At 62.3% G+C, this 14,194-nt stretch carries 9 protein-coding genes; all 9 read right to left on the bottom strand.

The window, feature by feature from the left end; all coding sequences use genetic code 11:
• Positions 1–186 precede the first annotated feature (186 nt).
• Complete coding sequence (locus NPS29_RS25325) at positions 187–3,252, bottom strand: multidrug efflux RND transporter permease subunit (RefSeq protein WP_274135964.1); 3,066 nt, start codon at positions 3,250–3,252, stop codon at positions 187–189.
• Between the two features lie 30 nt (positions 3,253–3,282).
• Positions 3,283–4,446 carry an efflux RND transporter periplasmic adaptor subunit gene (locus NPS29_RS25330; RefSeq protein ID WP_274135966.1) on the bottom strand — a complete coding sequence of 388 codons (1,164 nt, stop codon included), beginning with the start codon at positions 4,444–4,446 and terminating at the stop codon, positions 3,283–3,285.
• A gap of 285 nt (positions 4,447–4,731) precedes the next feature.
• On the bottom strand, positions 4,732–5,829 hold the full coding sequence (locus NPS29_RS25335) for a DUF1513 domain-containing protein (protein WP_274135968.1): 1,098 nt from the start codon (positions 5,827–5,829) through the stop codon (positions 4,732–4,734).
• Between the two features lies 1 nt (position 5,830).
• Positions 5,831–6,895, bottom strand: a complete 1,065-nt coding sequence (locus tag NPS29_RS25340; protein ID WP_274135970.1) for an imelysin family protein — start codon at positions 6,893–6,895, stop codon at positions 5,831–5,833.
• Positions 6,896–6,919: 24 nt separating this feature from the next.
• Entirely contained in the window at positions 6,920–8,362 is a 1,443-nt protein-coding gene (locus NPS29_RS25345; RefSeq protein WP_274135971.1) for a di-heme oxidoredictase family protein, read from the bottom strand.
• A gap of 149 nt (positions 8,363–8,511) precedes the next feature.
• Positions 8,512–9,051: an AP2/ERF family transcription factor gene (locus NPS29_RS25350; RefSeq protein WP_274135972.1), complete on the bottom strand. Its 540-nt coding sequence runs from the start codon at positions 9,049–9,051 to the stop codon at positions 8,512–8,514.
• Positions 9,052–9,296: 245 nt separating this feature from the next.
• On the bottom strand, positions 9,297–10,646 hold the full coding sequence (locus NPS29_RS25355; RefSeq protein ID WP_274135973.1) for an imelysin family protein: 1,350 nt from the start codon (positions 10,644–10,646) through the stop codon (positions 9,297–9,299).
• A 283-nt stretch (positions 10,647–10,929) separates the two neighbouring features.
• The gene (locus NPS29_RS25360; RefSeq protein ID WP_274135974.1) at positions 10,930–12,981 is read right to left on the bottom strand and encodes a putative bifunctional diguanylate cyclase/phosphodiesterase; all 2,052 of its coding nucleotides are present in this window, start codon (positions 12,979–12,981) and stop codon (positions 10,930–10,932) included.
• A gap of 302 nt (positions 12,982–13,283) precedes the next feature.
• Positions 13,284–13,880 carry a superoxide dismutase gene (locus NPS29_RS25365; protein ID WP_274135976.1) on the bottom strand — a complete coding sequence of 199 codons (597 nt, stop codon included), beginning with the start codon at positions 13,878–13,880 and terminating at the stop codon, positions 13,284–13,286.
• Positions 13,881–14,194 lie beyond the last annotated feature (314 nt).

A 14,194-nucleotide genomic window follows, 5' to 3' on the forward strand; every position in this document is an offset into this window, starting at 1 on the left:
TGTTGAAACGTGCCGCATCCGAAAGACCGGGTTGATCGCTTTTCAAGCTATCTCAAGGCCTGACACCAAGGCTACCAACTCGGTCCATCAGGCCATGGTACGTTGCAACAGATGTAGGAGTGAGCTTGCTCGCGATCAGGCCCGCAGGGCTTCAGAGTTGCAATCTCGAGCCAACCCTTGAGGGCATCAATGTGGCGATTTCAACTCAACCCCGCCCTCACGCTGCGACTTAGAATCCCGCCCCGCCAAAAGCGTATAAAAACAAGGCAACACAAACAGCGTAAACAACGTCCCCACCGACATTCCCGTCGCGATCACCAGGCCGATGTCGAAGCGGCTCACGGCGCCTGCGCCGGTCGCGAGGATCAACGGCACCATGCCGAACACCATCGCAGCGGTGGTCATCAGCACCGGGCGCAGGCGGATTGCGGCGGCTTCTTCCACCGCCTCGCGGGCGCTCAGGCCCTTGTCCCGGCGCAGCTGGTTGGCGAATTCGACGATCAGGATGCCGTGCTTGCTGATCAGACCAATCAGGGTCACCAGCCCCACCTGGGTGTAGATGTTCAGCGTCGAGACACCGAGGAACAGCGGTATCAGCGCCCCGCAGATCGACAGTGGCACCGTCACCAGAATCACCAGCGGGTCACGGAAGCTTTCGAACTGCGCGGCCAGCACCAGGAAGATGATCGCCAGTGCCAGGCCGAACGTGACCCACAGCGCATTGCCCTCCTGCACGAACTGCCGGGACGCGCCGGCGTAGTCATAGGCGAACCCGGCCGGAGCTTCTTCGCGGGCAATGTCGCGGACCGTGTCGATGGCTTCGCCCATGCTCACCAGCGGGAAGCCCGAGATGATCGCGGAGTTGAGCTGCTGGAACTGGTTGAGCTGACGCGGTCGTGCCCGGTCGCTGACCGTGATCAGGGTCGACAGCGGCAGCATCTTGCCATCGGTGTTTTTCACGTAGTAGTTGGAGAGCCATTGCGGGTTGTCGCGGTAGGCTCGCTCCACCTGGGCAATGACCTTGTAGCTGCGGCCATCGATGGTGAAACGGTTGATCTCCGCCTCGCCGAGCAGTGTCGCAAGGCTGCCGCCCAGGTCCTGCATGGACACCCCCATCTGCGCCGCCTTGGCGCGGTCGATATCGACCACCACCTCCGGCTTGTCGAACGCCAGGTCCACATCCAGGAAGGCGAACTTGCCGGATTCGGTCGCGCGTTTCTTGATCCGGTCGACCACCTCCAGCAGCGCCGCGTAGTCGTTGGGCGTGTTGATCACGAACTGGAACGGCAGGCCCTCACCGGTGCCCGGCAGCGACGGCAGGTTGAAGCCGAAGATCTGCAAGCCGGTGATGCCTTCGAGCTTGGCCTGGACTTGCGGCAGCAATTCCATCTGGGTGCGGCTGCGCTCGTCCCACGGCTTGAGCAGGAAGCCGCCGACGCCGGTCTGCACGCCGTTGAAACCGTTGATCTGGAACGAGGAGTAGTACTCCGGGAACGCCTTGAAGATACTGATGAACTGGTCGGTGTACTTGTTCATGTAGTCGAGGTTGGTCGGCTGCGGCGAGGTGGCCATCATGAAGATGATGCCCTGGTCCTCGTCCGGCGCCAGTTGCGACTGGCTGAACTTGAGGAACACCGGAATCAGGCACAGCACCAGCACCGCGAACACGATCACCACCGGCCGCGTGTTCAGCGTGCCGTGCAGCAGGCGCTGATAGCGGGTCTTCAGGCCGTCGAAGATCCGGTCGAGGCGGTGGGCAAGGCCGCTGGGGTTCTCGTCGTGGCGCAGCAGCATCGCGCACATCATCGGCGAGAGTGTCAGGGCGACGATGCCGGAAATCACCACCGCGCCGGCGAGCGTCAGGGCGAACTCCTTGAACAGCGCACCCGTCAGCCCCTGCAGGAAGCCGATGGGCGCGTACACGGCCGCCAGGGTGATCGTCATCGAGACCACCGGCATGGCGATCTCGCGGGCACCCTCCAGCGCAGCATCGAGGGGCGTCTTGCCTTCCTCGATGTGCCGATGGATGTTTTCCACCACCACGATCGCGTCGTCCACCACCAGGCCGATGGCCAACACCATGGCCAGCAGCGTCAGCAGGTTGATCGAGTAGCCCATCATCTGCATGAAGAACAACACGCCGATCATCGACAGCGGGATGGTGATCACCGGGATCAGCACCGAGCGCAATGCGCCCAGGAACAGGAAGACCACCACGATCACGATCAGCACGGCTTCGATCAGGGTCTTCGCGACCTCGTGGATCGAGGCCTGGATGAACAGCGTGGCGTCGTAGGCGATAGAGGCTTTCAGGCTTGGCGGCAACTGGCTTTCCAGCTCCGGCATGATGCGCCGCACTTCCTTGATGACGTCCAGCGGGTTGGAACTGGGCGTGCCCTTGATGCCGATGTACACCGAAGGCGTGCCGTCGAACGAGCTGACGGTGTCGTAGTTTTCCGCACCCATTTCCACCCGCGCCACATCCCCCAGCAGCACGCGGCTGTCGCCGACGGTTTTCAGCGGGATGGCGGCGAAGGTCTCGGGGGACTTGAGGTCCGTGGTGGCGTTGACGCTGGTGACGATGTACTCGCCCTTCACCTCACCGGCCGCGGAAAGGAAGTTGTACTTGCGCACCGCATCCGTGACGTCGTTGGCGGTCAGGCCGAAACCTGCGAGCTTGACCGGGTCCAGCCACAGGCGCATGGCGAACACCTGGTTGCCGAGAATCTCCGCCTCGGCCATGCCCGGCAGCGTGGCGAGCTTGGGCTGGATGACCCGGGACAGATAGTCGGTGATCTGCGGGTTGTTCAGCTCCGAGCTGTAGAAACTGATGTACATCAGGGCCGAGGCGTCGGCGGCTTCCTTGCTCAACACCGGGTCTTCGGCGTCCTGCGGCAGCTTGTTCTTCACCTCGTTGGCCTTGGCCAGCAGCTCGGTGTAGAGCCGGTCGCTGTTGGACCCGATACGCGCGTAGATCGAGATCACCGAGAAGTTCTGGCGGCTCACCGAAGTCATGTAGTCGATGCCTTCGGCGCTGGCCAGGCTCTGCTGCAAGGGCTGGGTGATGTAGCCCTGAATGGTCTCGGCGTTGGCGCCGGGGTAGGCCGTGGTCACGGTGATCAGGGCGTTCTCCATCTGCGGGTATTCGCGGATGGTGAGTTTGCTGAACGCCTGGAAACCCAGCAGCACGATCAGCAGGCTGATGACGCTGGCCAGGACCGGGCGGCGGATGAACGGGTCTGTGAATGCCATCGATGAAAGCTCCTTTGACAGTCAGGTCGATCAGTCAGCAGATCCGGGCTTTGAGCCCTGGCTGTGCTGCTCGACGGGGGCTGCCGTATCGGCGCTGATGGCGACGCTGGCGCCGTTGTCCAGCTTGAGCTGGCCTCCGGTCACGACCTGTTCGCCGGCTTGCAATCCCTTGCTGATGATGACGAATCCGCCCCGGCGCTCGCCGGTCTGCACGAAGCGCCGCTCCACGGCCAACTGCGGTTCGCCTTTGCTGTTGTTTTCCGGCTTGCCGTCGGCGCCTTTTTTCGGCCCCACGACGAACACCGAATTGCCGTACAGCGTGTAGGTGATGGTGCTCTCGGGCACCACCAGCTCACGGCTGTCCTGGCCGAGGATGACCGACAGGCTGGTGAACATGCCGGGCAACAATTTGCCGTCAGGATTGGGCAGGGTGGCGCGGATCAGCACGTTGCGGGTGGCGTCCTCGACCTTGGGGTTGATGGCGCTGATGCTGGCGTCGAACGTGCTGCCGGGGTACGCGGCCACGCTGACCTGCACTTTCTGGCCGATCGCAAGTTTGGGCAGCATTTGCTCGGGCACGAAGAAGTCGGCGTAGAGGCTGCTCAGGTCCTGCAAGGTAGCGATCACCGTACCGCTGGCCAGGTAGTCGCCGACGTCCACCTGACGAATGCCGATGGTGCCGCTGAACGGCGCAAGAATGCGCTTCTTGGCCAGTGATGCGTTGAGTTGGGCGACGGTGGCGGCGGCTTTCTTCTGGGTGGCCGCGAGCTTGTCGAACTCGCCGCGGGAAATGGCCGCGTCGCCCACCAGCTTGCTGCCCCGGGCGTAATCGACCTGAGCCAGGCCCAGGTCCGCTTCGGCGGTGCCCAAGAAGCCCTTTTCCACGTCGCTGTCCAGTTGCAGCAGGGGCTGGCCGACCTTGACCTTCTGCCCGGATTCGAACTGCACAGCCTTCACGGTGCCGGCGATTTCCAGGCTCAGGTCCACGCCCTGAAACGCTTTGAGGCTGCCGATGGCGGGCAGGCGATTTTCCCACGAGCGTTCTTCGACGACCGCGACGGCAACGTTGATGGGCGGTTTGGGGGCAGAGAACTGCTGGATCTGTTTGTAGATCGAAAAGGCCTTGTACCCTCCCAGGGCCAGTACCACGATCACCACTACAGCCAGCATGAGCAACATACGGCGACGCAACATATTCCACTTCCTTGGAAAACGGATGAATCAGGCAAAACACGGTATTCGTGTTGTATTTTGGATTGTGACGCTTTAGATCGCGACTCTGATGCCCTTCGGGCTTGGTCGCGGGCAAGCGCGCTCCTACATCTTTTGCAACGTGCCGCATTCTGATGGACCGCGTTGCCAGCCTCGGTCCATCAGGCCATGGCACGTTGCAAAAGATGTAGGAGTGAGCTTGCTCGCGATGCGCCCGAAGGGCATCCGTGTATGTCCCTCAAGCCAACACCCAAAACCATCAAACCTTCAAACCAAATGCAAATGGTTGTCCCACAACCCCGCCGGCAATTCCAGCGGCTGGGGCGCGAGGGTATTCTGGCGGCAATCATAGAACCGGCAGCGGCCCTGGCCCGAGGTCACCACGAAACCGTCGGCCACGGCGCCGACACCGGCGCAATCGGGCAGGGGCGCATCGAGCTTCACTGCGCCGCTGTCCAGGTCCCAAATGAAGAAACGATTGCCGCGCGGCGCTGTTAAGGCCACCAGACGTAACTCATTGTGGATCGCCACGCTGGCGGTGTAGTGCGCCATCGCCTGCAACTGCTGTTCAGCCACGGGAAAGGCCTGAAACGGCTGTCCTGGACGCTTGATCGCCAGCAACTCGGCGGACTCGTGGGACGGCCCCATGAACTGCTGTCCGGCCACGATGGTGCCGTCGCGGGCAATGGCCATGTGGCGCACGCTGTTCATCTGCTGGCTCAGTGTCTCCTTGCTCAGCAGCGTACCGTCACGCTGCATCAGCACCAGGCTCGGCTCCATGGCGTCGAGGTTCATCTCCACGCGGCTTTCGGCCTCGGTGCGAATGCCGCCGTTGGCGACCGCCAGGGTTTCACCGTCAGGCATCCAGGACACCTGATGCGGGCCGATGCCGTGGGTGGGAATCTCGCCGCTGTGCTCCAGGTGCTCACCGTTGAAACGATAGACGCCCAGCAGCCCCCGGCCGGGATCGGTGGTGTCGTTTTCCGTGGCGTACAGCCACTCACCCCCCTTGTGGATCACCGCGTGGCCGTAGAAATGCCGGTTGGGCCGTGAAGTGATGGTCTGCAACAGGCGGCCGTCGCGCAGGTCGATCAGGTAGCTTTCGGTGCCCGGACGGCGGGCGACGAACAGCGCAATCGAAAGGGTAGGGTGATCGATGATGTCGTGGCAACGCTGGGCCACTTGCGTGGCGAACACCCGCGTGCCATCCACCCGGTAACCCACGGCGTAGTGGCGGCCGTCGCTGTCGTCACGGGCGGACAGCAGCAGCGGGCTTTCCCCTTTTTTGCGCAACAGCGTCCAGCCATCCAGCGTGCAGGCGCTGAGAACGAGGCTGCCCAGCGCAAGAGCCTGACGTCGCAACATATCAGTCACCATCGTTGGCGTTGAACCCCAATTGAATGCCCAGCGCCTTGGCCAGTTCGCCCTCGTGCAGGCGATGCACCACGTTGAGGCTGTCATAGAACGCATTCAACTGCTGACGGCCCTGTTCGGTCGCCAGCAATTCGACCAGCGGCGGCTTGAGCGCGGCCAGCTGCTTGCGGCTTTCGGCATAGGCGGCGTCGATCTTGTCGGCCAGCGGTTTCTGCTCGGCAGGCAACAGGCCACGCAGGCCTTTGTTGTCGACACCGGACCAGACGGTCTCGGCACTGGCCAGGCTCGCCTGCAGGCTGCTCAGCGAAGCCTTGCTGCGCCATGCATCGGCCTGGAACGGCTGCGGTACGCCTTTGGACTGGCGGCCCAGAGGCGTGCCTAGCTTCTTCTTCAGGGTGTCCAGCGCCGTCACCTGAACACGCAGCAATTCGGCGATGGCTTCGTGGGAATCGGCGTAACGCTGGTTCGGAAACTTGCTCAGTTGCGCGAGCATGCCGTCGGTGCTGTTCCAGCTGTTGAGGATTTCCTCTGCCAGGTTTTTCTGGCGTTCGCCGATGGCGGTCAGCAGCGGGCAGTAGAGCGCTTTCTGGTCGGCAGCGGCCATGTCGATGTTGGCGTCGAACAGGATGTATTCGTAGGCCGACAGGCCTTGCACCACCACGCTGGACTTGGCCAGGGCTTCGGCAGTGATCTGCGGCTGGGCCGTCACCAGTTGCTCGACCTGACGGCCCACGAGGTTCTTCTTGTCAGGCCAGAACTGCACCTGCCAGGAACGGTTGCCCTCGGCCAGCGGGCCGATCAGCAGCGGCTGCAATTCGGCCCAGGCCTTCTGCGCGTGAAGGAAGTCGGCACGGGCCGTGTCCAGGTCGCTCTTGCCCTGGCAGTAGGCGAGGGCGCTGACCGCCAGTTGCCGGTCGGCGTCTACCCAGCGGCTGTAGGTCGGCAGGATCACCTGCTTGGCGATGGCAGCGGACGTCACGGCTTGCGGATCCGAAGGGGCGCAGGCGCCCAGCGCGAGGGCGGCAAGGCCGGTGAACAACAGCTTGGGACGGAACATGCCCGGCTCCTTATTTGCAAAAAGTTATAGAGAATTCAGAAATGCCAGCAGCGCAGCCCGCTGCTGAGCGTCAAAAGCCAAGACCTGGCGCTGGGCCGGCAGCGCTTCGCCGCCGTGCCACAGCACCGCTTCCATCAGATTGCGGGCGCGGCCGTCGTGCAGGAACTGGGTATGACCACTGACCGTCTGGGTCAGCCCGATCCCCCACAGCGGCGCCGTGCGCCATTGCTGGCCGTTGGCCTGGAACTCGTTGAGGTTGTCGGCCAACCCTTCGCCCATGTCGTGCAGCAAGAGGTCGGTATAGGGGCGAATCACCTGGTTGGCCAGCTCCGGCTCCGGGGCGTTGGCCGAGGTGGTGAACTGCGGTGTATGGCACTGCTGGCAACCGGCCTTGAAGAACAGATTCTTGCCCTCCAGCACTTGCGGGTCGCCCACGTCGCGGCGCGCCGGAACACCCAGGTTGCGTGCGTAGAAGGTCATCAGCCGCAGGATATTGTCGCTGACTTCCCGCTCGCCATCCGGCCCTTCGCCGTTGGGTGCCTCAAGGCAGGCGGTCTGGGTCGGGGTGCAGTCATCGCGGGTCTTGAGGCTGGACGTCAGACCCATGTCGCCTGCCAGTGCATGGGCATTCTGTTGAAGCACGGTTGGCTGTGAGGCTTTCCAGCCAAAGCGCCCGAGCACGACTTTCTGCCGGACATCATCCCAGACCCAGTTGGGTTTGCCGGTGATGCCGCTGCCGTTGTGGTTCTCGGCGTTGGCGTTGGCCAGGATCGCCGTTTCGGGGATCGCCTCCAGAAGGCCAAGGCCGATCATGGGCGGCGCAATACGGGCCGAAGCGCGGGTTTGCGGGTGCATCGGGCCGTATCCCAGTTGAGTGATCTGCAGGGTCGGGCGGCGCAGTTGCACCGGCGTGCCGTCGCGGAAATGCACGGTCAGGGTGTCGTAGACCACGCGCACCTTGCCTTCGGGCACCACTCCGGGAACTGCCATGTCCTGCAATTGCGTGCCGTACACCGGCTCAGGCGTCAGGCCCATCTGCTGGATCTGCCTGGCGTAGGCGGGCGTACGCTCGCCCGGCTCATCCGGAATGGACAGGCGCACCAGCATGGAAACGGCGTTGTCCGCGCCGGGCTCGGGCGGGTGTCCGCGGCCGTCCTTGATGTGGCAGTTCTGGCAGGCGTTGGTGTTGAACAGCGGGCCCAGGCCATCCCGCGCCGTGGTGGTCGAGGGTGCGATGACCCAAGGGTTGCGGAAGAAACTGTTGCCGACACTGAAATCCAGCCGCCGCGAAGGTGACAGGTTGCCGGAGGGCAGGGAGAACGCGTTGCGGTCGCTCCGGTTGACCGTCGCAGCGCCGCCCGATTGTGCTTCGCCAGGTTCTGCCGAGGTAAAACGCGGGGCGTCATCGCACCCACCGAGGGCCACAGCCATCAGCAGGAAAAGCGAAAGACGGAACCGCACAGTCATACAGATCCTGCAAAGGGCGTGAAATCGGGGCGAGCAAGCTTACCAGCCCCGCCTGTAGGGAATAAGAGGGATTTGCGTTTGGAAGCGCCTCTCGCAATAGGTTGTTACCAATTAGCGCTCCGCCCGGAAAGGCGAAGCGCAAGTGCGGTTCACATGCCGGCAATTTCCAGCGTCGGGTTTTCGATCATCAGTTGCATCAGGCGCTGTTCACCCTCGACCACTTTGAACGAACGGTAGTCGCCCACGGTGTCGAGCTGCCGTTCTCGCTCGCGGATCGCCAGCTCCTTGGCTCGTTCATAGCCGTAGTACTCGACCCGGAACGACTTGGTGACACTGCTGCCATTGCGCAGCGTGGTGCGCGCCACCCAGTAGGCAGTGCCTGTGTAGCAGCGGTAATGCACGCCGGGATAGCCGCTGGTGTTGGTGGCGATGATGCGCTGACGGATGTCCCGGCTCAGGCGGGGCAGGTGGTTGAGCAACAGTTGGTCGCGACAGGCGTCCGCCGCCTTGCGTGCCGCCTCGCGACCGCCGTAGCGGGAGAATGAGAACAGTCGGTTGAAGGTTGTGCCGTCACGATAGATCGTCACCTTCCAGGCACGAGGCCCCTTGATGCCGACCAGCAGGTGGATACCGTAATCGTTGGCTTTGAGTTTACTGACGCGGCGCCTTTTCTTGTTTCCTCTGGGCACTTTCTGTCTCCTCCTGGATGGGATGGGGCAAGGAAGTACGCATCATCGGCGGCGAAAACCCAGTGTTCAATCCGACATCGGACGATCAGGAAATGCCCTACAAAATTTACGGATCGGTCCTGAAAAGCCCGTTTTTACAAGGAGTTTCAATATTTTTCAGGGCATGAAAAATGCCGATCCATTTCTGGATCGGCATCCGGTGTTACTGCCTGCCGCGCGCCGCAAGACGCGCCTGGGACTCGGGATCAGAACTCGTGATCGGCGTTGTCCGGATTCAGGTCGGTGATGCCCAGTTTGCCTGCGGCCTGTTCGATGGCGCCGGTCTGCTTGACCAGTGCTGCGATGGCGTCGCGAACCACCTGGTTGCCAGCAGTGTTGCCTGCGGCGATCAACTGATCGAAGTGCTCGCCCTTGTTGGCGTGATCGACGATGACCTGCAACTTGGCCTGGGTAGCGTCCAGGTCGGCGCGCAGGGTGGCGTCGGTGGCGGCATCGGCTTTTGCCACCAGCGACGACAGGCTCGGGCCGCTGACTTTGCTGCCGTCTACGCGGGTGTACTCGCCCAGGTAAACGTTGCGGATGCCCAGGCCGTTGTAGAAGTGCGAGTTGTGGGTGTTGTCGCTGAAGCAGTCGTGCTCGTCTTCGCTGGAGTTGGCTTCCAGCGCGACCTTCATGCGCTCGCCCGCCAGTTCGCCCAGCGACAGGCTGCCCATGCCGAACAGCATCTTGCGCAGGCCGCTGTCGCCTGGTTCGGCTTCCAGCGAGGCGCGATAGTTGTCGGCAACGCCCGGCTTCCAGTTGTTGACCATTTCTTCCAGGTCGCTGACCAGCAGGTCGGTGACCGCCTTCAGGTAGGCGCGACGACGGTCATTGTGGCCACCGGTGCCGCCTTTGCCGTCGATGTAGTCGCTGGCAGGCCGCTCGCCGGCGCCTGGGCCGGTGCCGTGCAGGTCCTGGCCCCAGAGCAGGAATTCGATGGCGTGGTAGCCGGTGGCGACGTTCGCTTCGGAGCCGCCCAGCTCGTTCAGGCTGGCGAGTTTCTCAGGGGTGATTTCGCTGACATCGACCTTGTCTTCGCCAACCTGAATCGATTTATTGGCGATGATGTTGGCGGTGGCGCCCGGGTTGCCGAGGGCGTGCTGGTAGTCCTTGGCGACGTAGTCGATCAGGCCTTCGTCCAGCGGCCAGGCGTTCACCTGACCTTCCCAGTCATCGATGATGGTGTTGCCGAAGCGGAAGACTTCGGTCTGCATGTACGGAACGCGGGCGGCGAGCCAGGCATCGCGCGCGGCCTTGAGGGTCGCGTCGTTTGGCGTGGCGAGGAAGGCGTCGACCGCGGTGCTGAGTGCCTTGGCGGTGGATTCGGCGTCGCTGAATGCGGCAAAGACCATGTTCGCGTAGTTCGCGACCACGGCCTTGGCCTCGGCATCGCTGGTCTGGGCTGGCGCTGGGGCCGGAGCGGCAGCGGGCGCCTGTGCGGCGGCTGGGGCCGGAGTGGGCGCGGCAGCGGCGGGCTTGTCCTTGCCTTGGTCGCAACCGGCCAGGGCGATAGCGAGGGCCAGCAGACTGGCAGTTGCCAGGGGCGTACGAATCATGACGGAATCCTGCGTCGAAAGTGTGTGTGAACGGTGGCGAACGCCAAAAAAAGCTGCGACATAATGCGAAAGATTTGCATTCGGTGTAAAGGCGAAACGCCGTTACGCAGGCGGGGGAGATATTTCAAGCTGTTACAAGGCGTGTCAGGCGAACCGAAACAATAGAACCCGGATAAATGACCCGTAGCAGTCCGGCTTGCCGGCGAGGCGATTCAGCATTCGCTGTCGCCGGCAAGCCGGACTGCTACGTGGAGTGTTGTAGGTTTTGAATCAGAGCACCGAATCAGAGCACCCCGACGTAGGAGCGCTGGGCGTTCTTGAGGTATGACAGCAACTCCCGGGCCGGCAATGGCTTGCTGTAGAAGTAGCCCTGACCCTCGTGGCAGCCTTCGGAAATGATGTAGGCCTCCTGCTCGGTGGTTTCCACACCTTCGGCAATGACCTGCATCCCCAGGCTTTTGCCGAGCTGGATGATGGCGCGCACGATGGTGGCGTCGTCATCGTCGTCGATCAGGTCCTGAACGAAGCTCTTGTCGATCTTGATCTTGTCCAGGGGCAGGCTTTTCAGGTAACTGAGCGACGAGTAGCCGGTACCGAAGTCGTCAATGGCGATCAACGCCCCCGAGCGGCGCAGGCTGAGCAGGTGCTGGGCGGCGGTGCTGATGTCTTCCATCAGGCCGGTTTCGGTCACTTCCAGCTCCAGGCTGCGCGGCGGCAGGCGATGGATCTGCAGCAGGTTGTTCACCACCCGTGGCAACTCGGCGTGGTGCAACTGGACGGTGGACAGGTTCACCGCCATGCGCAGTTCGGAGAAGCCCTGGTCGTGCCATTCGCGCAGTTGCTTGCACGCCTGGTCCAGCACCCACTCGCCGATGGCGATGATGGTGCCGTTCTGCTCGGCCAGCGGAATGAACTGGTCGGGCGGCACGAAGCCGTGTTCCGGGTGAATCCAGCGAATCAGTGCCTCGACACCGACCACGCGCTGGTCGCGATAGCTGATCTGCGGCTGGTAGACCAGGTGGAACTGGTTGCGCACCAGTGCCTCGCGCAGGTCCTTTTCCAGCTCCCGGCGGCGACGCATCTCGCTGTCGACGCTGGCGATGTAGAACTGGTAGCGGTTGCGTGACCGGGTCTTGGCCAGGGTCATGGTCTGCTCGGCTTTTTGCAGCAGCTTCTCGGTGCTGTCGCCGTCTTCGGGGAACAGGGTGATGCCGATGGTGGCGCGCAGGCGGATTTCCTGTTGGTCGACCGCGAACGGGGCTTCCAGATCATCGAGGATGCTTTGCGCCAGTTCCGCTGCTTCGTAAGGTTGTTCGATGTCGGCCTGCACCAGCGCGAACTGGTCGCCCCCCAGGCGCGCCAGTGCGCCCAGGCGTCCGCTGTGCCCACGCAGCCGATCGGCCAGGGCGAGCAGCAACTGGTCGCCGGCCTGATAGCTGAATTGTTCGTTGATGCCCTTGAAGTCGTCCAGGCCTACGCAAAGCACGGCGACGCGGTGCTGCACGCGACCTGAGTCCACCAGAATCCGGTCCAGTTGCTGCTGCAGTTGCTGGCGATTGGGCAGGCCGGTAAGGAAATCATACTGCGCCATGCGCAGCAGGCTGGATTCGGCTTCATGGCGCAGGTGGGTGTTGCGCTCGATGGACGACAGCAACTGGTTGGCGGTGGTGACCCAGATGCCCAGTTCGTTCTTTTCGTGACCCTTGAGCAGCGGCAGTTGATGCTCGCTAGGGCGGTCCGGGTTGATGCTGGTCAGGTGCTCGATGATGCGCGAGAGCGGCTTGGTCAGCAGCCAGTGATAGACCAGGTACAGCACCATGCCCATCGCCAGGGCACGCAGCACGCCGGAGATGAAGATGATCAGGGAATTGGTCAGGAAACCTTCGCCATAGGTGGCGGTGTCCAGAGTAATGCGCAAGTCGCCGTAATATTCGCTGTAGGGGCTGCGGCCCACCAGTTGCGTGGTAAAGCTGCGCTCCTGGCCGAGGATGGGATCGGTCAGCCAGCGAGTCGGGGTTGCGGCCAGGTCACGGGTCTTTTCGGCCAGCAGGGTCTCGTTGGGATGGCCGATGGAGGCCATGCGCACGGCCTTGTCCTGAAACAGACCTTCAATGACCTGCATACCCATCTCGCGGTCCAGGCTATAGACAGCCTGCGTCGAGGGGTCGCGGAACATGTCGAGAATCCGGCCGGCGTCGGTGGCCACCGCCTGGCGGGTCTTGTAGGCGTCGTACACGATCTGCGCGCAACTGAGCACAACGCCTACGACCAGCGCCGAAAGCAGCACCACGCGCAGCAGCTTCACCGACAAGCTGTTCTTGAGTTCCAGCTTCAAATGGGCATTCCTTCATCCATGCGATAGCGGGTTGTTGCAAGCATTGGCATGCACACAGTCCACGTCAAGGTCCTGATACACCCTTGACCTGTTTCATCCAGATAACGATTTCCTGCGGGCAAGTAAGGCTATCGGTACTGTGTCGGTAGAAAGCAGGTGGAACTTGAGCGGCAATTCGTCGAATCGGGCCGCCACTGATATTAGTCCGCTATCGTTGTCCGACGATACATAAAGGACGAACAGAAGGCGAAAAAAAACCCGGACATGCCGGGTTTTTTTCAGACAACCATCTGATGTGCGGATCAGGCGGTGAAGGTCTTGCCTTCGAACTGCTCGGCAACGAACTTCCAGTTGACCAGGTTCCAGAACGCCTCGACGTATTTTGGACGCAGGTTACGGTAGTCGATGTAGTAGGCGTGTTCCCAGACGTCGCAGGTCAGCAGCGGGGTGTCGCCGTTGGTCAGCGGGTTGCCTGCACCGATGGTGCTGGCCAGGCCCAGGGAGCCGTCAGCCTTCTTCACCAGCCAGCCCCAGCCGGAGCCGAAGGTGCCGATGGAGGTCTTGCTGAACTCTTCCTTGAACTTGTCGAAGGAGCCGAACGCTGCGTTGATGGCATCAGCCAGTGCGCCGGTAGGTTGGCCGCCGGCGTTTGGCGCCAGGCAGTTCCAGTAGAAAGTGTGGTTCCAGACCTGGGCTGCGTTGTTGAAGATACCGCCCGAGGAAGTCTTGACGATTTCTTCCAGAGTCTTGCCTTCGAACTCGGTGCCCGGCACCAGGTTGTTCAGGTTCACGACGTAGGTATTGTGGTGCTTGTCGTGGTGGTATTCCAGGGTTTCCTTGGAGATGTGCGGTGCCAGAGCGTCATGTGCGTAAGGCAGCGGCGGCAATTCGAAAGCCATGGTGATTCTCCTACTCAGGTCAGGTTGCGGTTAGCGCAAGGCCGATCACGGGCGGCCGTACAGAGTATGCGTCGGTGAGTTTCTACTCTTTTGCGACACAGGGGCAGGATCATAGCACCGGCCCCAGACCATAACCACGCAACAACTGTGTGGGATAGAGGTTCCAGAGCGTTGGCAGGAATAATGGGTTGGGCATCAAGCGCCGAGCTTTGATCGTTCCCACGCTCCGCGTGGTAACGGCTGTCTTGACGCTCCGCGTCTTCCCGCGACGTTGAGGTCGTGTGCATATCCGTTGTCGCGTTGGCTGGGCTTAT

The organism is Pseudomonas putida (assembly GCF_028682175.1).
Lineage (GTDB): Bacteria > Pseudomonadota > Gammaproteobacteria > Pseudomonadales > Pseudomonadaceae > Aquipseudomonas > Aquipseudomonas putida_AD.